Here is a 21,787-nt window from a genome sequence, read left to right as displayed (position 1 = left end):
AGCACCTTCAATGATCACGGATATAGATACTAACGAGCAGTTGTGAATAAATAAATTCCTTTTAAAAAGGTAGTATTAGAGAGATATTAGTCAATGTAGTCGAATACTGTATTCATACAGTATCTTCCGCATAAAAATCCTGATACAACCAGTCGAGCCTTTCCCAGAGGATGAACGTCAGGATCTCTTTAACCTGTGGCTGTTTGGTCTCGATAACGGCGTAGATCAACGCTCGGCACTGATCGATGATTTCTTCTTGTTCCAGAGGTGTGTTATCGAACATAGCCCACCTCCACAACCTTTTGCCCGAACTGATTAAAATAACGCTTAACTTGTTTAAGGTGCTTATCAATAAGAGAATTGCTAGACTTGCTGATAGCCATGTCGTTAGTCCTATAACGTTGTGGTCAGCCCCTGTCTGGTAGTCGCATACCTTTCAGGGGCGAAACTGATGATGAGTGTAATGTGCTTTTGTGATAGTGTACGTACCTATAAAACTCAGCATAGTTAAAAAGGTACGTACATGTCAACGATAAAACGCGATACGAAAAAATCTTCATCATCGGGGAAATCACCGACTTTCCAGATACGCATCTCGCCTGAGCTACGTGAACAGCTTGATGAGGTCGTAGAGAAAGAAGGTGTTAGCCTCGGCAACTGGTTCAAAGAACTTGCCCGTAAAGAGCTTCGTAAGCAGGGGATTGAGCCGAAGGGGTGATTGCGTTAGATATTTAGTAAAAATTGTTCTGGCTGCAAAATTGGCACATAATAATTTTTATCTTATGTAAGGTGGAATGTATTTTCGTGGAGCTATTCAAAATCATATGGCAAATATAACAATATGTTATTATAAGCAAGGTAACTTTATGGGGTGCGATGTTTTATTAGGTAAGGAAATTTATGATGATATTGACGAATTCTTACTTCCTATAAATTACAAAAATACACCATTTTTCATAACTAAGTCATTTTTAGGCCATGCTAACTATCGTTGGAAAGTTAAATTCGTTTTAGGAATAAAGAAAGGAGTATATGGTGTTTGGTTGATTGATAAAGACACTTCTAGTGATATTTATCTAAATCAAACGTCTATGCGAAAAAAAGTTCCTTTTTGGGGGGTTGTTAAAAAAGGATCAATAGTTATTGTTGAGTTTGGTCATGTTTATCAAGTGGCAAATTTTATAGGGGAAATAAAAGATACATATTCTTATCCTTGCACTCATCAAAGTGGAGAAATGCATAAACGTAGACCTGCTATTGTAGTCAGCGCCGATAAACATGGTGTCAAGATAGTTCCTATTACATCGAAAAAACCAGATTCATATCCGCTAAATAAATCGGTTTTTGAGTTAGAGGAAGAATCCACTCGATTTATACATGAATTTTCAAACGATAAAAATAGTTATGTATTGTGTGAAATGATTCAGACTGTTTCTCCAGCGAGAATTCTTCCTCCGAATGCAAAAAATCGTAATGTTAAAATTTTTTTTCGGGATGAATGCTACACTCGACTAATAAACAGACGAGATAGATGGAAGCTAGAAATAGCTCTACTATCCTCTATTGGTCTTCCTAAAATAAAGCAAGACCTCCTCGAAAAAGAAGAAAAGTTATCTAATTTAGAGGCAGAGAAACAATCTTTAGATTCAGACTCTATATTGCTAAGGCAAGAGCTAGATAAAATGAAACATAAATATAAAATACTTAGCGAGCTATACATAGCATCATCGAATTGTGAATCACTGGATGAAGTGGATAGTGAAGTTGATGAGTATATAGGACTTGACTAGTTTGCTCATTTTTGATTAAATGAATGTACAAGGTGGAGATAAAGAGACGGCCCTCTCTCCATGACGCTGAAAAACGCACGCCGACGAACATAAAAGATGTACAACAAGACCACCTTAGGGTGGTCTTGTTGTTTCAGTAAGTTGATAATTTTTCGATGATAAGTTGCCCTAACTGTCTTGTGTTTCTATCGTTTCCGTTCGAATTCACAGGCGACACGCCTATTTCCTGAGCTATTACTCTCAAAACAGGCATTACGGTATCAACAATTTCACCAGCATTATATACAGTGATGGTTCCTGTATCTAATTGGTTTATTTTGAAATTTTTATAAATAGCACTTCTTTTTACATCTATCCCATTTTTATTTTCTTTGATTGTAAAAACGGCACGAATGATGCCTTTTTCCTTCCAGTTCCGTAGATAACCAGACCAAAGATTACTGCGAAGTGATGATGTCTGATTAATGGTTCTTGCATTCCACTCTCCTTCCTCTTTACTCCCATCGGCCTTATATAGTTCCACTTTTGCATATTTGGTTCTTATAAGTTCTTGTTTAAAAAGCTCTTCACTCTCTGGCTTGAATGTGAGTTCTGGTCGCTGGCTGAGTTCTACTTCTTGTGTATCTAATAGACGGCTTATGACATTTTCTGGTGTATCAAACCCAGTTGCATATTTAGCCAGACGATCAAAGGTTTCTTGGCTAATTTCTATCGTTCTCATATCAAAACCTTAGTTTGTTTTTATCATATTTGATTTGTTTATGGTGATGTTGTTTGTTTTTTGAGTCAATAGTTATGTTGTTATTTTTAATTACCTATTGAAAATAAAGATAAAATTAATATTTATCTTCACAATCTTCACAATCTTCACAATCTTCACAAGGCCGGGATGTGCTTAAGGTTATTTTTAGATATTTTCGAGATTAGGGGATTGAGCCGAAGGGATAAGGTTATCTTCTCCGGTAGTTACGTTTCATCGAGATAAACAGCAGTGGTTAGTAGTGGTAAGGTGCTACCAGACAACGTTTATACCTATTAATGAATGCTATTTTCTACGTTTTTACTCTTCACACTAAAATCAAGGTTTCGCTATTGGTAAAATTCAAGCGAGAGTGAATATGTATAGAAATGCGTATAGCTACAAAGATTAAAGATAGGTAATTCATTTTAATATCAATGCATTATGTGATTTATTCGATTCCCTTCACTCGCTCCAATTACACATATTCCAACGTCTACCCAAATCCATTAAACCCAGTCACCACAAGGCTTCCCACGATTTCTCAGTCGTTCAGGGAAAACCCGCGTCTATCTAAATCTACCAGCCAATGTGTATAGGACAGGATGAGATTTGAAATCCTATACATTTGCCAGGCTTCACATATTTCTCAACGGTTGAATCTGAGGCCAGCGGATGACTCAATGCTTTTCACTCGCCTGATTTTATCACCGTCGTCGTCCAGAGCGGTAAATCCCAGGTGCCGCCGAGTCGGATCATGCGACATAACCCGGTGATCGAGACACTGCTCTGCTGGAATGCTTTACCATCCCATGTCCAGGATTCATTGCTCATGCAGTCTGCCAGTCCACGCCCTTTCTGCACCGCCGCAATTTCCCCCTCGCCATAATCTGTGCCATCTGTCGTCACGAGCTGTGGTTGCGTTTGCATGGCGTTATCGATGACCCAGTAGGCGTAGCCTTCGTTATAAGCCGCGCGCCAGCAAAGGGTGCTGAGCAGGGACAGGCTGTCATTAAGAGGTGTCAGTTCAATGGGTTCCGCTTCCTGACCATCTTGCGGTGGCATTCTATCGCAGTCGCCATTGAGCGTTTTAAGCAGCTTCTTCTGGATCGCCGTTTGTTCCGCATCTGTCAGATCTCGTGAGGGTGCCTGTTTTGTGACCGCAGCATGGATGACAGGGGCGGCGACAGCCGGTAATGCACTGCTTTTGCTTCCTTTTTTGGTGATGGCATCCGTTGTATCGATGCGACCTTGTTTCTCATCCATCTTTAACAGCACCGCGTAGGCTCCCGCCCCAGATAGTGCGGAGACGAGGCCATTGTGACTAAATGCGACGTTTCCGTTTCCTTTTAGCGCCTGTAATACGACAGGGATTTGCTTGTCATTGAGCTGCCAGAGATTGTCACCCGCCGCCGTGAGCAGGCCTTTATCCACGCCATCAATGGTGAGTGTCAGTTTTGTGTCTTTTGGAATCTCTTTATCGACTTCAGCGAGTGTGACGTCGGCCGTTATCGCCGTATTTTGCCCGGCATGGCGGGTGAGAAGCAGTGATACAGCGGGAACATCCCCTTCTCCTGAGTACTGTTCTTCTGAAGAATAGCCTGCTGCCCGGCACGTCAGCGTGTTATCGCAGACCAGTTCCCAGTCTTTATGAAAAAATGTGCTATCGGCAAATGGGGTGCTCAATGCCAGAGTCGGGGCTGCTGCGATGAGAGTAGTTAGGATCTTAACGCGGTAGGAGACAGAAAAAGTCATTTTTATCAGATCCTTGATGATAGTGTGGCAGATTATCACGCCTGTCGTGAACAGTAATAATATAGGGGGATTCGGGCGACGTGCGAGGAAAATCAGTGTTAAGCCCGTACTCATGTGGGCAGAAGGGGTGTGCGGCAATGGGATATATCCCTAGCCGCACGAGAGAGCGTTCTGTATGGCGCTCATGTGTGTTTGGTTGGTTTTACCCGCGGTGTGCCCAGTGCGTCATTTTTTTCTCGATAAAGGCGAAGATTTCATACATCACAACGCCCATGGCACCGATCACCAGCAACCCAGCGAAGACGAGCGCCATGTTCATATTGGAACTGGCTGACATCATCAAATAGCCAATGCCTAAGTTGGAGGCGACCGTTTCCGAAATCACCGAACCGACAAATGCCAGCGTGATAGCCACTTTTAACGACGCAAAGAAATAGGGCTGGGAGCGGGGTAAGCCGACTTTTTTCAGGATATCGAGGCGGGAAGCGCCGAGGGAACGCAAAACGTCTTCCATCTCTGGCTCCACGGTTGCCAAACCTGTTGCCACATTGACGACGATAGGGAAAAAAGAGATGAGAAAAGCGGTCGCGATAGCCGGTATGGTGCCAATGCCGAACCAGACGACCAGCACCGGTACAAATGCCACTTTTGGAATCGAGTTAAACCCGACCAGCAGCGGATAAACTGCTTTGTAAACCAGTGACGACGCCCCGACGGCGACGCCCAACAACACCCCCACAATGACCGCCAGTGCAAACCCTACCAGCGTGGTATAAAGGGTTTGCAGCGAGTGGGCGGCGATAGGCTGCCAATCGGTGATGAGCGAACGGTAGACGTCGCTCAATGAAGGAAAGAGGTAGCTCGGTACTTGCAAGCCGACCACCACCATCTGCCAGATCCCGCCCAGTAACAGCAGAAGCCCCCAGGGAGCGAGTCTTATCAGTGTTGCTCGTGACATAGCGAGGCGTTCTCCTTTAGGTGTGGCGTTGCGAAGAGATATGTTCACGCAGTTCAAAGACATAGCGGGAAAACGTATCGGTGTAGGTAATCTGGAGATCGCGCGGGCGAGGCAGATCGATTTCCCGGCGTGCGAGGATCTGTCCGGGGCGCGTACTCATAACGTAGACGGTATCGGCCAGAAACACGGCCTCGCGCAGATCGTGCGTCACCAGCACCACGGTAAACGGCTCTTCCTGCCAGAGATCGCGCACCATGCACCACAGCTCTTCACGGGTGAAAGCATCGAGTGCGCCAAAGGGCTCATCCAGCATGAGCAGGCGCGGCTTATGAATCAATGCCCGACAAATCGAGGCACGCTGCTGCATGCCCCCCGACAACTCCCACGGATATTTATGCTCGCAGCCAGACAAACCTACCCGTTTCAGCAGGTCACGCGCCTGTTGCTCGTATTCACGTCGCTTCGCCCGGAAGGTGGAGCGGTACGGCTCCACGATTTCCATAGGCAACATGACATTCTCCAGCGTGGTACGCCAGGGGAGTAAATTTGACGCCTGAAACGCCATCCCGACGCATTTTTGTGGCCCGGCGACCTCACGGTTATTGACGAAAACGTAGCCCTCCGTTGGGGCGATTAACCCGGAAGTCAGCTTCATAAACGTTGACTTGCCGCAGCCTGACGGGCCGACCAGCGCGACAAACTCATTTTCTTCAATACTGAAGTCGATCTCTTTGATCGCCAATTGGCTGCTGTTGTAGCCCAGACTGACTTTCTCAAATTTAACGAAACTCATTCACCACCACCTGAAGTGTTTAGGGGACATCACGTTCCGCACGCGGCGGGAGGAAAGCAGACGTAAATATGGCTGACATATCAGGCGTGTTTTTCAGGCCAAAGGCGTCTACCACTTCGGTAATGGAACGCTGCATGCGCGCGGGATCGACATCGCCAAGTCCGATCTTTTTGTTCTCTGGCGTAACGACTAGCTGGTCAAATGCCATTTGCAAACGTCGCGTTTCCAGTTGGGTGTTAATCAATGAATCCTGTGCTTTAACGTATTGCACCGCAGCAGCAGGGTCGGCCAATGTTTCTTTTACCGCTTTGTTGAAGGCTCTCAGGAAGGCTTTAATCGCCTCTGGGTGGTTTTCCTGCATGTTTTTGCTGACGATAATGCTATTACCGTAGAGATCGACGCCGTACTGGGCATAAGGGAAGATCACCAGATCGTCTGCTTTGGCACCGCGCGCTTCCAGATTAAGCAGGCTGGTAAAATAGAAGCCGGCAATCGCATCCACATTTTTACGCACCAGCAGATTAGGCGTCACCGTGGGGTCGGAAGATTGCCAGGTCACGGCGTCTTTATTCAACCCCACTTTTTTCGCAAAGGCGGGCCAGGCTTTACGCCCGGCATCAAAGACGGGGGCGGCAATGGTTTTGCCTGCCAGCGCTTTTGGCTCTGTCACGCCACTGCTTTTTAACAGAAAAATGGCGGCTGGTGTGGTGTTATACAGCATGTATACGCCTTTGATTCCGGTTCCGGGATGCTGTGACTCTTGCTCGATTAGCGCGTTCACATCCGCGAAAGCCATATCGTAAGCGCCGGTCGCCACGCGTGTCACCGCGCCCGCAGAACCGTTACCCGAATCGATCTGCACATCCAAACCTTCCTGCGCAAAATAATCCTTTGCTTTCGCCATCAGGAAAGGAGCTGAAGGCCCTTCAAAGCGCCAGTCCAGAGAGAATTTAACCTTTACCGGCTCCGCGGCGTGCGCCTGAGAAAACAGCAGAGAGCACGAAAGCAGAGCGGTCGCGCTTAATTGGTGTAGCTTTGATAACGTAGTCAGCATCACAAATTCCTCAATAGTGGAAGTAAGGGGACTTATTGTTGAACGCAGGGTGGCGCGCCGCGCACGATATCGCACAGCCCTGCGATAATGCGTTCGCCGGTTTCCGTGCGCAGTTCGTCATACCAGGCTTGCGTCAGCACGCTGTCTTTGCCGTGGGTGATATCGCAGCGTTTACGCGCTTTGAGCACCAGTTCCTTGACGCGTGGACTACGCAGCGACTGATAGCGCAGCAGGGCAGCCTCAATATTGGCCTGATTCGCGGCACAATGTTGCAAGCTCTCTCCCAACACCACGGCATCTTCCAGCGCGGCGCAACCGCCCTGACCGATATCTGGCGTCGTGCTATGGCCTGCATCGCCCAGCAGCGCGACCCGACCACGGACTAATTGAGGGAACGGTTCGATATCGTGAATTTCGATTCTGTTGGTCGTTTCAGGATTAATGGCGGCGATTAGCCGTTGCACCTGTGGTGCCCAGCCGGAGAAATAGCGTAATAGGTCGGCACGAACCGTGGTGCGATCTTCCGCTAATCCGAGAGGAAGCGGCACATCGAAAAAGAAGTAAAAGCGTCCGTCAGAAACGGGCATCAATGACACGCGTTTGCCTTCGCCAACAAAGGTGGTCCACTGGTTCGCGGGGGCAATCTGTTCATCAATGTCTACCAGACCATTCCAGTTCACATAGCCGGCATAGCGACGTTCCGGTGTGTAGCCCAGAACATGTGGCCGGAGCGTGGAGTGCGTACCGTCGGCGGCGATTAATATATCGCTGTGCGTGTGGGTGCCGTCGGTAAACCAGGCGGTCACGCCGTGTTCATCCTGTTCTACGCGTTCAACGCGTTTGCCAAACTGAACGGTGTCCCGTCCCCAGAAATCCAGCATTTCTGCTTGCAATTCGGCGCGAGCGATAGGATAGGGGCGCTCGCCAACCTGCTCGACCAGCGGGTTGAGGCTAAAGCGGGTCATTATTTGCCCGTCACGGTAATCCTGATAGGCCAGGTAATGCATCGGGCCGCCGAAGCGTTGCATAATGTCGCCCATCCCCAAATAGTTCATGCAGGAGACGCCGTTTGGCCAGACGGAGATCGCCGCACCGACCGGTTTAATGTCGCGAACGGCTTCGAATACTTCACAGGTGATGCCCGCTTTTTTTAAGGCTACTGCCGCGCTTAGACCACCAATACCTGCACCAATGATTGTCGCTTTCATCATCATTCCTCTGGCTCATCTATTCCGTTGTCTGTCGCCAAGTTGCAACGTTTGTATCAATATTTGTTTTTCTTGCAACTTTAGTACCAGTTTGTATGAGCGGGTTAAGTACTGTAATCCGGCAAGATAAACGAAGAGGGCGAGCATTAATCGCACAACATTGGTGCAACATAGCTGTCACATTGTGCAACAACAGGGCGTGAAAGACAGATTATCCCGATGATGGGCGTCTTGTTGTTATTACGCGTCGCGTGGAGGAATACGCCTTTCCGTCCTATTTTTCCGTACACAAATGAAAGTGGCGTACTTTGTGCAAGTCATTGAATCATTAGGTTGTGGGAGGCGTGGTGGGATAAGACGCTGAATAATGAGTTGAGGTTGATGGAGGGGACATGGCTTCACTTGAGCACTTTAATCAATTGAATGAGGAAGACGCGGAAGCGCTGCTGTTACCCTGCGTGGCATTGCCTCGCTGGATCAAACAGGTTGCGCAAGGCCGCCCTTATCAGCACGTTGCCGACGTGCTGGATACCGGAATGCGGGCAAGTCGTGACTGGCAAGCGGAAGATCTGATGCTGGCACTGAGTACCCATCCGCGTATCGGCGAAAAAGCGGCTGGTGGGACGCGGGAAGCGAAACTGTCGCAACAAGAGCAAGCCGCGGTCAATCATGATGATGTGTCGCTTAAGCAGGCATTATGCGAGGGCAATGCCCGTTACGAAGCACAGTTTGGCTATGTGTTTCTTGTTCGCGCCAAAGGGCGCAGCGCGCAGGATATACTGCATATATTGCATCAACGGCTGCAAAATACGCCTGAGCAAGAGATGCAGGCGGCGCTGAGCCAACTCCGCGAAATCACGTTGTTAAGACTGGAAGGAGTGTTTGACGAATGAGCACGCTAAGTACCCATATTCTGGATATTGCGCTAGGCCAGCCAGCCGTTGGCGTGAAGGTGCGTTTAGCACGACAGGACGATACGCACTGGCTTACGATCGCTGAGGACGTCACTAACGAGGATGGCCGCATTGCGGCGTTCGTTAACGCCCCCTTGCCTGCGGGGCATTATCGTCTGACTGCCGCTATCGGCGACTGGTTTGCCGAAGCAAACCGCGAGTCGCTGTTTGTCGAGGCGCAGATTGATTTTCGTCTCAGCGCCTCGGGCGGCCACTATCATCTGCCGTTTCTGATTTCACCGTGGTCCTGGTCAACCTACCGCGGCAGTTGATGATGGATGGTAAACCGCAATAATTTCGCCGGCGATCGCCACGGCGATTTCCGCGGGCAGTTTCCCCTTAACATCAGGCAACCCGACCGGACAGCGCATCGTCGCAAGCTGTGCTTCACTGATGCCTTTTCCGGTTAGCTGGTAGCTGAAACGCTGACGTTTCGTGTGTGATCCTATCAGGCCAAAGTAGCGATAATCTCCCCGTTTCAGAATGGCTTCCGCCAGCGCGAGATCGCGGGGATGATGATGCGTCATCACCACGAAATAGCTTCCGGCGGGGCTGTCTGTCACCGCATCCAACGGATCGTCCAGATGACGGGGGATGACTCCCGGCGGCACCTGATGGAACATCTCTTCCCGCTCATCCACCCACGATATTCGGCAGGGCAGGGTGGCGAGTAACGACACCAGCGCGTGGCCGACGTGACCGGCACCAAAGACCACGATGTTTGGCTGCGGCAAAATCAACGGTTCCAGCAACACCGTGGTCATGCCGCCGCAACACTGTCCCGCTCGGGCGCCGAGATTAAAGTGCTCAATGCGCGGCTGAGTCGCCTTCTTTTTTAGCATGTCACGCGCGATGGCGATGCACTGGTACTCCAGATTACCGCCACCGATGGTCAGCCAGCTTTCCTGTGAGGTGACGATCATTTTGGTACCGCCATCGCGGGGGACGGAGCCTTTCTCGCCCAGCAGCGTTAGCAGAACACACCCTTCATGGCGGGCGTGCAAGGTGCTAAGAATGTTAATCCAGGCATCGGTCATGGCACCTCCCGCGGTGAGTGAATGCCCCAGAATACGCGCTCCGGTGTGGCAGGGGCGTCAAGATGCGGATGGTGGCGATAGCCTGCTACGCTGGCTACGGCGTCCTGTAATGCACACCAGACGGAAATGCCTAACATAAAAGGGGGTTCGCCGACGGCTTTTGAACGGTAAACCGTCTGCTGCGGATTGGCATGATTTTCCAGCAGGTGTACGCGGAAATCCGGTGGTACATCGCTGATCGCCGGGATTTTGTAGCTCATCGGGCTGTCGGTGAGCAAACGTCCGTCTTGATTCCACACCAGTTCTTCGCAGGTCAGCCACCCTGCGCCCTGAATAAATCCCCCTTCTATCTGACCGATATCCAACGCCGGATTCAGCGACTGCCCGACATCGTGCAAAATATCCGTGCGTAACAGCCGATATTCACCGGTCAAGGTATCAACCAGCACTTCTGAGCAGGCTGCGCCATAGGCAAAATAGTAAAACGGCTGGCCTCGTCCTGCGGCGCGGTCATAGTGAATACCGGGTACTTTGTAAAAGCCAGTCGCAGAGAGCGGCACCTGATTCAGCCACGCCAGATTGGCGATATCGGCAAAGCGATAGTATTTTCCCGGCACCTGTACGATGCCGTTACGAAAAACCACCTCTTGTTCATCGCAGTGATGCAAACGGCACAGCATCTCGGTCAGCCGTGTTTTCAGCGTTTGCGCCGCAATCTCCGCCGCTTTACCGTTCAGATCTGCGCCGGATGACGCGGCGGTAGGGGAGGTGTTAGGTACTTTACCGGTATTGGTGGCGGTAACCTGAATCGTCTCCAGCGGAATTTGCAACACGTTCGCGACGACCTGCGCGACTTTGGTGTTGAGGCCTTGTCCCATCTCGGTGCCGCCGTGGTTGAGCTGCACCGTGCCGTCGGTATAGATCAGGATTAACGCCCCTGCCTGATTTAAAAAGCTCGACGTAAAAGAAATGCCGAATTTTACCGGCGTGAGCGCCAGACCGCGTTTGAGCACCGGGCTGGTGGCGTTAAATTGGCGGATCGCTTCACGGCGTGCGTGATAATCCGCGCTGCACTCCAGTTGTCGGGTGATTTCCGGCATGGGATTGTCTTCTACCGTTTGCCAGTAGTGCGTGACGTTGCGTTCGGCCTTGCCGTAATAGTTACGCTTGCGGATGGTCAGCGGATCGACCCCCAGTTCCCGGGCGATGCGATCCATGATTTGTTCGATAGCGACCATGCCCTGTGGGCCGCCGAACCCGCGATACGCCGTATTGGAGGCCAAATGGGTACGGCAGCGGTAGCCCGTAATGCGGGCATCGCCGAGGTAGTAGGCATTATCCGCATGAAACATGGCGCGGTCGCAGATGGAACCGGAAAGATCGAGCGCGTAGCCGCAGTTTGCCGCCAGATCGATCGCGACACCGTGCAGCATGCCATCGTCGGTAAAGCCGACATCATAACGCACGAAGAACGGGTGCCGTTTACCGGTTGTTCGCATATCATCACGACGGCTCAGGCGTAGCTTGGCAGGGCATCCTGTCAGATAGGCGGCCAGCGCCGCGTGGCAGGCGATACTCGCTGCCTGCGTCTCCTTGCCGCCAAACCCACCGCCCATGCGGCGCATATCCACGGTCACTTTGTTCATGGAGATGCCGAGTACCGATGAAACCAGTTTTTGTACTTCGGTCGGGTGCTGCGTAGAGGAAAAGACCTGAAGGGTGTGATCTTCTCCCGGCAGCGCCATCGCCACCTGACCTTCCAGATAAAAGTGCTCCTGCCCGCCGATATGAAACTGCCCCTGAATGCGGTGAGGCGCGTGAGATAACGCCGTATCCACATCGCCACGTTGATGTACATGCGGGGCTTCGACCCAGAACTCGCGTCGCAGCGCCTCTTCCACATCCAGCACGGCTTCCAGCGGTTGGTAAGTGATGTTGACCGCATGGGCACCGATTTGCGCGGCCTCCCAGCTTTCCGCAACCACGGTCAGTACCACCTGACCGTGGTACTCAACCGTTCCTTTGGCGAACAGCGGCTCTCCCGGCGCCAGCGCGCCGACATCCAGTTCACCGGGCACGTCGTGCCAACTGAGGACGCGAATAACGCCTGGCACGGCAAGACAGGCCTGAGTGTCGATAGCGAGAATATGGGCGTGAGCATGCTCGCTTAGCACCGGACACAGGTGCAATAAACCGGGCAACGTCGCCTTATCATCCACGTATTCGGCCTGACCGCTTACCTGCTTGTCGGCGCTGTCATGTTTTTGGCTTCGGCCTGCGCCCCCCGTCAGTTCACGATGAAACTGTTCCACCAGCTTTTGTTCTGACAGGTGTTCTGTATTAGTCAACATAGCTGTCTACCTCCAGCGCGGCGTGTGGATGGTGCTGTTGTAAGACATAGCGCCGCAGCAGGTTTTGTGCGATGGCAAGGCGATAGTCTCCGCTGCCGCGAAAATCACTCAGCGGTGAGAAATCCTGTGCCAGTGCGGCGCAGGCGGAATCTAACGCATCGGACAAGGGGTGGTGCAATAGCGCCTGTTCACAGGCTGTTGCTCGCGCAGGGGTGGCCGCCATGCCGCCAAATGCTATGCGCGCTTCTGTCACCCGACCTTCTGCTTGCCGGATATTGAAAGCGCCAAACACCGTGGAGATGTCGTCATCGCGTCGCTTGGACACCTTCCAGGCGGCAAATGTTGGGGAAATCGTGGCGCGTGGGATAACGATGTCGCGGATAAATTCACCGGACTGTAAGGCCGTTTTACGGTAGGCAAGAAAAAACTGATCGAGAGGCAGCTCACGCGTGTGATTGCCGCGCTGTAGCACCAGATGCGCGTTGAGCGCCAGCAGCATCGGCGCACCGTCGCCAATCGGGGAGGCATTGGCAAGATTGCCAGCCAGCGTCCCCTGATTGCGTATCTGGCGAGAAGCGAAGCGTTCCAGCGCCTGACTAAAGGCGGGAATCAGCGCTTCCAGCGCGTGCAGGCAGCGCTGAAGTGTGACCCCGGCACCGAGTGTGATCGTCTGGTCCGTTATCGTGATAGCTTGCAGTTCTTCGATGCGATGCAAGGCGATAACGCGCTCGAACGATCGATGGTGCTGTGTCACGTTCAGCGCTAAATCGGTGCCGCCTGCCAGCAACTGCGCGGAAGGATGACGCAGATAGAGCATCGCCATTTCCGGCAGTGTCGCGGGCAGTAAGCAGGCTCCATCGGTGGTATTTTCTTGTTGTGCCATGCGTATCTCATTGAGCCGCGCTGCGGTTGCTTGTGCCTGTTCACGAAAGCGATCGTGGATTTCCAACCCGCAGACCTGTTGTGCGGCGGCGACGATAGGACGGTAGCCCGTACAGCGACACAGGTTGCCCGCCAGTTGCTGTTCAATATCGTGTCTGGAACCCGTACAGCCGGATTTCTGTAACGCGAAGGCCGACATCACAAAACCCGGCGTACAAAAGCCACATTGGGAGGCATGGCAGTCTGCCATGGCTTGCTGTACCGGATGGAGCACGCCATTTTCAGACAGATCTTCCACGGTCAGTAACTGTTTGCCGTGGAGCTGGCTCATGAGCATGATGCAACTATTGGCCGTCTGGTAGGCCATCCCGTCAGCGGTCGGTTCGCCAATGACGATGGTACAAGCGCCGCAGTCTCCTGATGCACAGCCTTCTTTGGTGCCGGTGCGTCTTTCCTGCGTGCGCAGCCAGCGGAGTACCGTGGTATCTGGCGAGAGAGCCGTTAACGTTTTCAGCGTTTGATTAAGTAAGAAACGGATCATGCGGCTTTCTCCACGTCATCCTGACGCCAGATACACTGCCCATTAACCCAGGTATGCCAGATATTACGGTCATCCCCCAGCGTCATCAGTAAAAACAGCTTTTCGTAGATATCATGGCAGCTCGCCAGACGCATTTTTTGCAGTGGGCTGACGGCCAGATCCAACACCACGAAATCTGCCTCTTTACCCGGCATAAAGTTGCCGATGTAACGATCGAGATCCAGGGCGTGAGCGCCGCCTAATGTCGCATGATAGAAAGCCTGACAGGCGTGGAGTTTGTTCCCTTGCAATTGCGCGACCTTGTAGGCTTCTCCGAGCGTCTGCAACATATTAAAGGTCGTACCTGCGCCGATATCTGTCCCGATCCCGACGCGTACACCGTGATCGAGACAGGTATGTAAGGGGAAAAGACCGCTGCCGAGAAATAAGTTCGAGGTCGGACAGAAGGCTATCGACGAGTCCGTTTCACGCAGGCAATCCCATTCACACGGCTCAAGGTGAATCGCATGGGCAAATACGCTTCGCTTTCCAGTCATCTGGTAATGGTGGTAGACGCCGAGATAGCTACTGTGCTCGGGCCAGAGTGACTTAACCCAGGCGACTTCATCGGTGTTTTCACTTAAATGGGTGTGTAGCCAGACGTCAGGGAACTCCTGACGGAGCTGTTCCACCACGCGCATCAGTTCTGGTGACGAGGTCGGTGCAAAACGCGGCGTGAGGGCATAGTTGATGCGTCCTTTATTGTGCCAGCGCAGAATCAGGTCGCGCGTTTGTTGATAGCTCTGCTCCGGCGTTTCAATCAGATAAGCGGGCGCATTTCTGTCCATCATCACTTTGCCTGCGATCAGGCGCATCTCAAGACGGCTTGCCGCATGGAACAGTGCGTCTACGGATTCCGGGTGTACGGTGCCGAATACCAGTGCCGTTGTGGTGCCGTTAGCCAGAAGTTGATTGAGAAAGAACACTGACATCGCAGCGGCATAATCGCTATCGGCGTATTTGCTTTCCGTTGGAAAGGTATAGGTTTGCAGCCACTCCAATAGCTGTTCTCCCCAGGCACCGACCATCTCGGTTTGGGGGTAATGCAGATGAGTATCAACAAAGCCGGGCACAATCAGTTTGTCACGATAATCGATATAGTCCGTCGGATGACGTAGCCAATGGCGACCTTCTTCCCACTCTACGAGGGCGACGATGTGGCTTCCATCAAGAAACAACAGCCCATCATCAATGCTGCGGCTCTGTTTCAGCATGTCATCTGGCTGCGCCGCCAGAGCGGTGATATCGAAAAACTGGCTACGTAATGCGCAGGTATAATTTATCGTCATAGCAAAACCTCTTTTTATACGAAGGGGGTTCCTTCGTGCGCCCGGCCGGCCTTCAAATCGCGTGGGGGAGCCGGGCTTTTACCGCAGATGACAATAATTTTGCAAAGAACATGCCAGTGTGTAATTCGATGAAATAACGGTTATCTAATTGTAAATTAAGTATTTTTATTTTTGTTGCGCAACAAAAATTCAAAATAATGAAAAAATAACGTTATCTTTCTGTATGCAAACGGTTGCGAATGTGAGTAACCGTTTGCGTGTTTCTCATAACAGAATAATATTCTTTTTAATCCCGGATTTTTTCTTGAACATAGTCAGGATGTCTTGAAAATTTGCCCCATAACAGTGCGCTTTCCCTGTTAGCTGGTCACTCATGCTGATTCGTCGGTGATGAAGAAGATTTTTTATGCAGCCACTCTTTAATTATCCCTGAATCAGGTATGATGAGCACCGCCGTCAGTCGTCCATCGATTGCTCAACATCCCCTCTGTGTTATCAGCACGTTTATGCTGCTTTTTAACCTCATGCGTGATAACGGTTAAACTTAGTTTCCACCCGGCTGAAACGATTTCTATAAATAAGTGTCATGATAGGTATAGCGCGTAAGAGAGAGGCTTGGTGCGGTACGCTGTTAGCCACTTAAAGATGAGTATCATGAAGATTAAGCAAACATTTACCAGGGCATTACTTCATCCACGCTATTGGACGACTTGGTTCGGTCTTGGCGTGTTGTTTTTATTAGTCCAGCTTCCTTATCCCTTGTTAATGAGGCTCGGAAGCCGAGTGGGTCGCTTATCCCGCCTTTTTCTAAAACGTCGGGTGGCGATTGCCCGGCGCAATCTTGAACTCTGTTTCCCCACGATTTCCGACGACGAACGTGAAGCGATGATCGACAGTAATTTCGCGTCACTCGGTATGGCGTTGGTGGAAACGGGCATGGCGTGGTTTTGGTCCGATCGGCGTGTGCGTCACTGGTTTGATGTTTCAGGGCTGGAGCATTTACAGCGCGCTACCGAGAAAGGTCAGGGCGTGATGGTGATTGGTATTCACTTTATGTCGCTGGAACTGGGGGGCAGGGCGATGGGCCTGTGTCAGCCAATGATGGCGATGTATCGACCACACAATAATAAAGCGATGGAAATGGTGCAAACCTGGGGGCGTTCTCGTTCTAATAAAGCGATGATCGACCGTAAAGATCTGCGCGGTATGGTGCAGGCGCTGAAACGCGGTGAAGCGGTATGGTTCGCACCCGATCAGGATTACGGCCCGAAAGGAAGTGTTTTCGCCCCGTTCTTTGCGGTGGAAAATGCGGCAACCACCAGCGGAACGTTCACCATCAGCCGTCTGGCAAAACCTGCAATGATGACAACCGTGCTGATTCGTAAGCCGGATGCATCAGGCTATCATCTGGTGATTCAGCCGGAGTTGCAGGACTATCCACATCATGATGAGCAGGCGGCGGCGTGCTATATGAATAAGGTCATTGAGAGAGAGATTATGCGGGCACCGGAGCAGTATCTCTGGCTGCATCGTCGCTTTAAAACACGCCCGACAGGAGAAGTCTCGCTTTACGCCTGACGACAGAAGCGCCGCATAATATAAAAATATCAGCGGCGCTTACCGTTTTTACTCCTTCCCTAACAGCATGCCGCGTGTGACAAAGGGTTTTCTGGTTGCGCCGACACGTTCGTGGCGTGCTAAATAACGGTAGCAGCTTGCTGACAGGAACGCGCCGATAAACCAACTGAAGTTGGCGGCATCGCGCCATTGCGGCGTAAAGCTGATGATCAATCCAATGGCTACCGCAGGAATCAGCGCCATCAGCGCATTCGGGTTGAAACCGTTTCGATACCAGTAGCGTCCTTTCGGCGTCGCGTCGAAGAGATCGTCCACATACACTTTCCCGCCTTTGATGACATAGAAATCCATCAGCAAAATACCGAACAGCGGCCCGATAAAAGCGCCGAGCACATCAAGCGTGTAGTGAATCAGCTCCGGTGAGTTGAACAGGTTCCACGGTGTGAGCAAGACGGAACCGACTGCGGCGATCATACCACCAGTGCGGAAACTGATGCGCTGCGGCGAGCAGTTTGAGAAATCGAAGGCCGACGAGACGAAGTTGGCGACAATATTGATTCCTATTGTAGCGATGATCATGGTCAGCACGCCAAGCACAACCGCAAAACTGCTGCCAATATGTGTGACGGTTTCAATCGGGTCGGTAATCATGCGACCAAACAGTGATTGAGTGCCCGAAACAATCACCACGGTGATGAGGGAAAAGAGCAGGAAATTGAAAGGCAGCCCCCAGCGGTTGCCACGGCGGATTTCCTGCATACTTTTGCCGTAGCGAGAGAAATCGCCAAAATTTAGCAGCGGGCCGGAAAAATAGGAAACCACCAGCGCCGTTGCGGTGAGCATCTGCCAGGTTTGTTCGCCGGTAGTCAGCGTTTTGCTGCTCAGCGTAAACGAGATATTTTCCCAACCGGTCTGGTAAATAATCCAAACGGCCAGCAGCGTCATCACGACATAGACCGCCGGGCCGGCGAAGTCGATGAAGCGTTTAATGGCGTTCATGCCATGCCAAAACACCATGGCTTGCAGGAACCACATGATGCCAAAGCACATCCACCCTAGTGCTGACAGGCCGAGCCAGTGGCTCTGCGTCAGGGGCGCGAGATCGGGATAAAACTTCAACAGTACCAGCATCAGGGCGTGCGCCGCCAGATAGGTTTGGATCCCGTACCACGCAAAAGCGATTAACCCCCGGATCACCGCGGGAATATTGGCACCAAACACGCCGAATGCCTGACGGCAAATCACCGCATAAGGCACACCGCTCATCTGGCTCGGTTTGGCAACGAGGTTGGCACAGATCTGTACGATGCAGATCCCCACCAGAAGACACAGCAACACCTGCCAGCTTGCTAATCCCAACGTGAAAAAGCTGGCGGCGACTACGTATCCCCCCATGCTGTGTACATCTGACATCCAGAAGGAAAAAATATTGTACCAGGACCAGGTCTGATTGCGGGTCGGGGCCAGATCCTCATTACATAGTCTGGGGCTGTACGTCTCGTTGCCATTACCGGTGTTGATATTTTCTGGCATGGAATCTGCTCCTTTTACCCTGGTCGTGAAGTGAATGACGTTGTGTGTGAAACGACTTTGCATGAATCAGGCCAAAATCCATTTTTTTGTATACATAAACGATCTTTGGTGTGTACGATTTGAAAGGGCTATGACAACGAGAAGAGAAGATGAACTACACGTACGGACTTGAAAACGAGCCATTCTCCCAGCAAAAAGATGATGTTATTTATCAGGCGTTGCTCAATGCGATTGTGGAACATCAACTGCTGCCGGGAACAAAATTGCCAGAAGAAGCGCTGGCCGACGTGTTTGATGTGAGCAGAACGGGGATCCGAAAAGTCTTGCAGCGTCTCGCGGTGGTGCAAATGGTTACGTTAACGCCCAAACGTGGTGCGCAGGTCTCGACGCCTTCGGTGGAAGAAGCGCGGGAAATTTTTCAAACGCGTCGTTTTATCGAATGCGCCAATCTACCCGACGTGGTTTCTCGCTGTCGCTCTCCTCATCTGGTCGCGTTGAATAAGCTGATCGTTGCGGAGCAGCAGGCGCACGCCGATCAAAACGGTGCGGAGGCGATTCGTTTGTCTGCCGCTTTCCATATTCAGCTACAGGCGATTTCCGGTAATACGGTACTCACAGGTATTGTCTCACAGCTAACGCTACGCTCATCGTTGGTCATTGCCGCGTATGGATCGCCGTGGCAGCAAGGGTGCCGGTGCCACGGCCACCACGATCTTCTCGCGCGACTGCGGGATAACGATGTGCAGGCGCTGTCTGAAGCGATGACGCGACATTTCGATGATATTGTCGCCAGTCTGCGTTTTGACCGAGATGAAAACGTCGAACCTGACTTTGGTCGCTTGTTTGGTCATTTCAAGGAGACGCGCGCGTGAAACCGCTGTTGATTCAGGTGATTAACCCCAATACCAGCCTCGCCATGACGGAAACCATCGGGAGAGCGGCACGCGCTGTTGCTGCCGCAGGAACGGAGATTATCGCGGTGTCGCCTTCTCAGGGCGTGCCATCTATTGAAGGGCACTTTGATGAAGCGATAGCGGCGGTTGGCGTACTCGAACAGGTCAAGCAGGGGAAGGCGCAGGGCGTAGACGGACATATTATTGCCTGCTTTGGCGATCCCGGTTTGCTCGCGGCGCGTGAGGTGGCTAGCAAGCCAGTGATTGGGATTGCAGAGGCCGCGATGCACATGGCGACGCTGGTCGCAACGCGCTTCTCCATTGTCACCACGCTGCCGCGTACGGTGATTATCGCGCGTCATTTATTACAACGTTATGGTTTTGAGCATCACTGCGGCGCAGTGCATGCCATCGATTTACCCGTTCTGGCGTTGGAACAGGATAGCGAGTTGGCGCGCCAGAAAGTACGAGAATATTGTATACAATCTTTGCGTCAGGATGGCGTAGGCGCGATTGTGCTTGGCTGTGGCGGAATGGCCGATCTGGCGCAAGAATTGACGCAAGAACTGGCCATTCCGGTGATTGACGGCGTCAGCGCGGCGGTAAAATTGATTGAATCGTTGTCTGCTCTGGGGCTGACGACCAGTAAGCATGGCGATCTGGATTATCCCGTCGCCAAGCCGTTGAGCGGCATGTTTAGCACTTTGCGTTAAGGAATAGGATAATGACAAAAGACTCTGCCACATTGATTGAGATAACCGATGGTGAGTATCCACGCGATCTCATTGGCTATGCTGGCAAGCCGCCACACGCTAATTGGCCTGGGAAGGCCAGAATCGCGGTGCAGTTTGTGCTGAATTATGAGGAAGGCGCGGAAAATAACGTGCTGCATGGTGATGCGGGGTCGGAACAATTTCTGTCCGATATCATTGGCGCAGCGAGTTATCCTGACCGCCATATGTCAATGGATTCCCTATACGAATATGGTTCGCGCGCAGGATTTTGGCGTATTCATCAGGAGTTCCAGCGGCGCGGTTTGCCGCTGACGGTATTCGGTGTGGCGATGGCGCTGGCGCGTAATCCGGCGATTGTCGAGGCGATAAAATCGGCTGACTATGACGTGGTGAGCCACGGCTGGCGTTGGATTCATTACCAAAATATGGATATCGACACAGAGCGTGAGCACATGAATAAAGCGATAGCGGTGCAGACGGCGCTATTCGGCAAACCGCCACTAGGCTGGTATACCGGTCGGGACAGTCCGAATACGCGTCAGTTGGTCGTCGAACAAGGCAATTTCTGGTACGACAGCGATTACTACGGTGACGATCTTCCGTTCTGGATGCCGGTGAAAAAAAGTCATGGCGATGTGCATCCGCATCTTATTGTGCCGTATACCCTTGATGCGAACGACATGCGTTTTGCCTCACCGCAAGGCTTTAACAGCGGCGAACAGTTCTTTAGTTATCTGAAAGACAGTTTCGATGTGCTCTACGAGGAAGGGGAAACGGCACCCAAAATGTTGTCTATTGGTATGCACTGCCGTTTACTCGGAAGACCTGGGCGTTTCCGCGCTTTACAGCGTTTTCTGGATTACATTCAGCAGCACGATCGCGTATGGATTTGTCGTCGTCAGGATATTGCTGAGCACTGGCGCCAGCATCACCCGTATGTGGCGCGATGATATATAGCGTATACCAGAAACAAAAATGGCCGCCGGATGGCAGCCATTTAGGAGGTTAACGTACTGAGTACGGTTAACGGAAGATAGCGTGGGGGTTAACACCGCGATAGGTTTTGCCCAACGCTTTTAATATTTGATTGATTTTGCGGACAACGCGCATCTTTTTATCCCCACGATTCTTAAATAATTATTGGTTGAAAGTACCAAAGTTGATGTTGATGTTTTCAAACATAGCGATGATTTTGTTCAGCAGTTTCATGGTCATTTCCTCGTTGTTAGTTAATTTGTTTCTGTGATGCTGTTCACGTTTTTAAGAATACTCGCACTGATACGGGTGGTCAACTTTTTTGTGATGCCAATCACAAAAAAATGAACGATCAGTTTGTGAGGGTTAAACCGCTGTTTTGATTTTCATCTAAAAACCTTTTCTGCTTTTTCTTCATACTGACGCGTTTTCAGCGAGTTGCCGGATTGGGTATGACGTGTACTGGTTGTGTGTTTCCTTAACCGGAAAGATAAGTGAGATAGGTAAATTGTCTCGATTTGCAGTTGAAATAAGCGCGGGGGAAGCGGGATAATCGTGCGCTTCAGATGACCTGACACCGTTTATCCGGCAATGTTTTAATCCCGCTTGTTTTTATAAAGCTTATTTTGATAACGCAACGTTTTTGGGTTTTGCATCCAGCGAGCTAATCGTTTGCGTGTGGAGC

20 protein-coding genes are annotated in these 21,787 nt (G+C 51.1%); 8 read left to right on the top strand and 12 right to left on the bottom strand.

All coding sequences use genetic code 11. The annotated features are described in order from the left end of the window. Nucleotides 1–112 precede the first annotated feature (112 nt). Complete coding sequence (locus tag OI69_RS20040; RefSeq protein WP_167335183.1) at nt 113–283, bottom strand: hypothetical protein; 171 nt, start codon at nt 281–283, stop codon at nt 113–115. A gap of 240 nt (nt 284–523) precedes the next feature. On the opposite strand from OI69_RS20040, the gene OI69_RS05935 reads away from it, so the two are divergent. Together OI69_RS05935 and OI69_RS05930 are read left to right on the top strand one after the other, a co-directional pair. Continuing rightward, nucleotides 524–718: a type II toxin-antitoxin system HicB family antitoxin gene (locus OI69_RS05935; protein WP_039347287.1), complete on the top strand. Its 195-nt coding sequence runs from the start codon at nt 524–526 to the stop codon at nt 716–718. A 76-nt stretch (nt 719–794) separates the two neighbouring features. Then, nucleotides 795–1,790 carry a type II toxin-antitoxin system PemK/MazF family toxin gene (locus tag OI69_RS05930; RefSeq protein WP_080752612.1) on the top strand — a complete coding sequence of 332 codons (996 nt, stop codon included), beginning with the start codon at nt 795–797 and terminating at the stop codon, nt 1,788–1,790. A gap of 133 nt (nt 1,791–1,923) precedes the next feature. On the opposite strand, the gene OI69_RS18805 is transcribed toward OI69_RS05930, so the two are convergent. The 6 genes from OI69_RS18805 to hpxO form a co-directional block, all read right to left on the bottom strand. Next, nucleotides 1,924–2,511, bottom strand: a complete 588-nt coding sequence (locus OI69_RS18805; protein ID WP_052198318.1) for a hypothetical protein — start codon at nt 2,509–2,511, stop codon at nt 1,924–1,926. Nucleotides 2,512–3,219: 708 nt separating this feature from the next. Next, nucleotides 3,220–4,284, bottom strand: a complete 1,065-nt coding sequence (locus OI69_RS05920; RefSeq protein ID WP_039347281.1) for a DUF1176 domain-containing protein — start codon at nt 4,282–4,284, stop codon at nt 3,220–3,222. 202 nt (nt 4,285–4,486) lie between these two features. Continuing rightward, nucleotides 4,487–5,242: an ABC transporter permease gene (locus OI69_RS05915; RefSeq protein WP_039347278.1), complete on the bottom strand. Its 756-nt coding sequence runs from the start codon at nt 5,240–5,242 to the stop codon at nt 4,487–4,489. Nucleotides 5,243–5,258: 16 nt separating this feature from the next. Next, nucleotides 5,259–6,035 carry an ABC transporter ATP-binding protein gene (locus tag OI69_RS05910; RefSeq protein ID WP_039347276.1) on the bottom strand — a complete coding sequence of 259 codons (777 nt, stop codon included), beginning with the start codon at nt 6,033–6,035 and terminating at the stop codon, nt 5,259–5,261. A gap of 19 nt (nt 6,036–6,054) precedes the next feature. After that, on the bottom strand, nt 6,055–7,089 hold the full coding sequence (locus OI69_RS05905; RefSeq protein ID WP_154715522.1) for an ABC transporter substrate-binding protein: 1,035 nt from the start codon (nt 7,087–7,089) through the stop codon (nt 6,055–6,057). Between the two features lie 32 nt (nt 7,090–7,121). Beyond that, nucleotides 7,122–8,297 carry an FAD-dependent urate hydroxylase HpxO gene (gene hpxO / locus OI69_RS05900; protein ID WP_039347274.1) on the bottom strand — a complete coding sequence of 392 codons (1,176 nt, stop codon included), beginning with the start codon at nt 8,295–8,297 and terminating at the stop codon, nt 7,122–7,124. Between the two features lie 392 nt (nt 8,298–8,689). On the opposite strand from hpxO, the gene uraD reads away from it, so the two are divergent. After that, nucleotides 8,690–9,190: a 2-oxo-4-hydroxy-4-carboxy-5-ureidoimidazoline decarboxylase gene (gene uraD, locus OI69_RS05895; RefSeq protein WP_039347270.1), complete on the top strand. Its 501-nt coding sequence runs from the start codon at nt 8,690–8,692 to the stop codon at nt 9,188–9,190. Further along, complete coding sequence (uraH, locus tag OI69_RS05890; protein ID WP_039347267.1) at nt 9,187–9,522, top strand: hydroxyisourate hydrolase; 336 nt, start codon at nt 9,187–9,189, stop codon at nt 9,520–9,522. Before uraD ends, uraH begins: the two co-directional genes overlap by 4 nt. Here the strand turns inward: uraH and xdhC are convergent. Genes xdhC through guaD form a run of 4 tightly spaced genes read right to left on the bottom strand, consistent with a single transcriptional unit; the run spans nt 9,502 to nt 15,389 of the window. Next, nucleotides 9,502–10,287: a xanthine dehydrogenase accessory protein XdhC gene (gene xdhC, locus OI69_RS05885; RefSeq protein WP_039347265.1), complete on the bottom strand. Its 786-nt coding sequence runs from the start codon at nt 10,285–10,287 to the stop codon at nt 9,502–9,504. The two genes, uraH and xdhC, sit on opposite strands and share 21 nt — an antisense overlap. Continuing rightward, nucleotides 10,284–12,638 carry a xanthine dehydrogenase molybdopterin binding subunit gene (xdhB, locus tag OI69_RS05880; RefSeq protein ID WP_039347263.1) on the bottom strand — a complete coding sequence of 785 codons (2,355 nt, stop codon included), beginning with the start codon at nt 12,636–12,638 and terminating at the stop codon, nt 10,284–10,286. The genes xdhC and xdhB overlap by 4 nt, the downstream gene beginning before the upstream one ends. Beyond that, a complete protein-coding gene (gene xdhA / locus OI69_RS05875; RefSeq protein ID WP_039347260.1) occupies nt 12,628–14,061 on the bottom strand; it encodes a xanthine dehydrogenase small subunit in 1,434 nt (477 codons plus the stop codon). Before xdhA ends, xdhB begins: the two co-directional genes overlap by 11 nt. Then, nucleotides 14,058–15,389 carry a guanine deaminase gene (gene guaD / locus OI69_RS05870; RefSeq protein WP_039347258.1) on the bottom strand — a complete coding sequence of 444 codons (1,332 nt, stop codon included), beginning with the start codon at nt 15,387–15,389 and terminating at the stop codon, nt 14,058–14,060. The genes xdhA and guaD overlap by 4 nt, the downstream gene beginning before the upstream one ends. 654 nt (nt 15,390–16,043) lie before the next feature. On the opposite strand from guaD, the gene lpxP reads away from it, so the two are divergent. Then, complete coding sequence (gene lpxP, locus OI69_RS05865) at nt 16,044–16,967, top strand: kdo(2)-lipid IV(A) palmitoleoyltransferase (protein ID WP_039347255.1); 924 nt, start codon at nt 16,044–16,046, stop codon at nt 16,965–16,967. A gap of 48 nt (nt 16,968–17,015) precedes the next feature. Here lpxP and OI69_RS05860 read toward each other — a convergent pair whose 3' ends face one another. Beyond that, nucleotides 17,016–18,500 (bottom strand): NCS1 family nucleobase:cation symporter-1, encoded by a 1,485-nt coding sequence (locus OI69_RS05860; protein WP_039347251.1) that lies wholly within the window; start codon nt 18,498–18,500, stop codon nt 17,016–17,018. Nucleotides 18,501–18,649: 149 nt separating this feature from the next. Here OI69_RS05860 and OI69_RS05855 point away from each other — a divergent pair, with 149 nt between their 5' ends. Genes OI69_RS05855 through puuE form a run of 3 tightly spaced genes read left to right on the top strand, consistent with a single transcriptional unit; the run spans nt 18,650 to nt 21,077 of the window. Beyond that, the gene (locus OI69_RS05855; RefSeq protein WP_039347249.1) at nt 18,650–19,372 is read left to right on the top strand and encodes a GntR family transcriptional regulator; all 723 of its coding nucleotides are present in this window, start codon (nt 18,650–18,652) and stop codon (nt 19,370–19,372) included. Continuing rightward, nucleotides 19,369–20,106 carry an aspartate/glutamate racemase family protein gene (locus OI69_RS05850; RefSeq protein ID WP_039347247.1) on the top strand — a complete coding sequence of 246 codons (738 nt, stop codon included), beginning with the start codon at nt 19,369–19,371 and terminating at the stop codon, nt 20,104–20,106. Before OI69_RS05855 ends, OI69_RS05850 begins: the two co-directional genes overlap by 4 nt. An 11-nt stretch (nt 20,107–20,117) precedes the next feature. Next, complete coding sequence (puuE, locus tag OI69_RS05845; protein ID WP_052198317.1) at nt 20,118–21,077, top strand: allantoinase PuuE; 960 nt, start codon at nt 20,118–20,120, stop codon at nt 21,075–21,077. Nucleotides 21,078–21,787: the final 710 nt, after the last annotated feature.

Source organism: Pectobacterium fontis (genome assembly GCF_000803215.1).
In the GTDB taxonomy this organism is placed as follows: domain Bacteria; phylum Pseudomonadota; class Gammaproteobacteria; order Enterobacterales; family Enterobacteriaceae; genus Pectobacterium; species Pectobacterium fontis.
Note: the sequence above shows the minus strand (reverse complement) of the source record. Positions and strands in the feature narration are given on the sequence as shown.

What these genes read in the sequence shown, in the direction of transcription:
- OI69_RS20040 (WP_167335183.1), bottom strand. Translation starts at nt 283, where the DNA reads ATGTTCGATAACACACCTCTGGAACAAGAAGAAATCATCGATCAGTGC.
- OI69_RS05935 (WP_039347287.1), top strand. Translation starts at nt 524, where the DNA reads ATGTCAACGATAAAACGCGATACGAAAAAATCTTCATCATCGGGGAAA.
- OI69_RS05930 (WP_080752612.1), top strand. Translation starts at nt 795, where the DNA reads ATGTATTTTCGTGGAGCTATTCAAAATCATATGGCAAATATAACAATA.
- OI69_RS18805 (WP_052198318.1), bottom strand. Translation starts at nt 2,511, where the DNA reads ATGAGAACGATAGAAATTAGCCAAGAAACCTTTGATCGTCTGGCTAAA.
- OI69_RS05920 (WP_039347281.1), bottom strand. Translation starts at nt 4,284, where the DNA reads ATGACTTTTTCTGTCTCCTACCGCGTTAAGATCCTAACTACTCTCATC.
- OI69_RS05915 (WP_039347278.1), bottom strand. Translation starts at nt 5,242, where the DNA reads ATGTCACGAGCAACACTGATAAGACTCGCTCCCTGGGGGCTTCTGCTG.
- OI69_RS05910 (WP_039347276.1), bottom strand. Translation starts at nt 6,035, where the DNA reads ATGAGTTTCGTTAAATTTGAGAAAGTCAGTCTGGGCTACAACAGCAGC.
- OI69_RS05905 (WP_154715522.1), bottom strand. Translation starts at nt 7,089, where the DNA reads ATGCTGACTACGTTATCAAAGCTACACCAATTAAGCGCGACCGCTCTG.
- hpxO (WP_039347274.1), bottom strand. Translation starts at nt 8,297, where the DNA reads ATGAAAGCGACAATCATTGGTGCAGGTATTGGTGGTCTAAGCGCGGCA.
- uraD (WP_039347270.1), top strand. Translation starts at nt 8,690, where the DNA reads ATGGCTTCACTTGAGCACTTTAATCAATTGAATGAGGAAGACGCGGAA.
- uraH (WP_039347267.1), top strand. Translation starts at nt 9,187, where the DNA reads ATGAGCACGCTAAGTACCCATATTCTGGATATTGCGCTAGGCCAGCCA.
- xdhC (WP_039347265.1), bottom strand. Translation starts at nt 10,287, where the DNA reads ATGACCGATGCCTGGATTAACATTCTTAGCACCTTGCACGCCCGCCAT.
- xdhB (WP_039347263.1), bottom strand. Translation starts at nt 12,638, where the DNA reads ATGTTGACTAATACAGAACACCTGTCAGAACAAAAGCTGGTGGAACAG.
- xdhA (WP_039347260.1), bottom strand. Translation starts at nt 14,061, where the DNA reads ATGATCCGTTTCTTACTTAATCAAACGCTGAAAACGTTAACGGCTCTC.
- guaD (WP_039347258.1), bottom strand. Translation starts at nt 15,389, where the DNA reads ATGACGATAAATTATACCTGCGCATTACGTAGCCAGTTTTTCGATATC.
- lpxP (WP_039347255.1), top strand. Translation starts at nt 16,044, where the DNA reads ATGAAGATTAAGCAAACATTTACCAGGGCATTACTTCATCCACGCTAT.
- OI69_RS05860 (WP_039347251.1), bottom strand. Translation starts at nt 18,500, where the DNA reads ATGCCAGAAAATATCAACACCGGTAATGGCAACGAGACGTACAGCCCC.
- OI69_RS05855 (WP_039347249.1), top strand. Translation starts at nt 18,650, where the DNA reads ATGAACTACACGTACGGACTTGAAAACGAGCCATTCTCCCAGCAAAAA.
- puuE (WP_052198317.1), top strand. Translation starts at nt 20,118, where the DNA reads ATGACAAAAGACTCTGCCACATTGATTGAGATAACCGATGGTGAGTAT.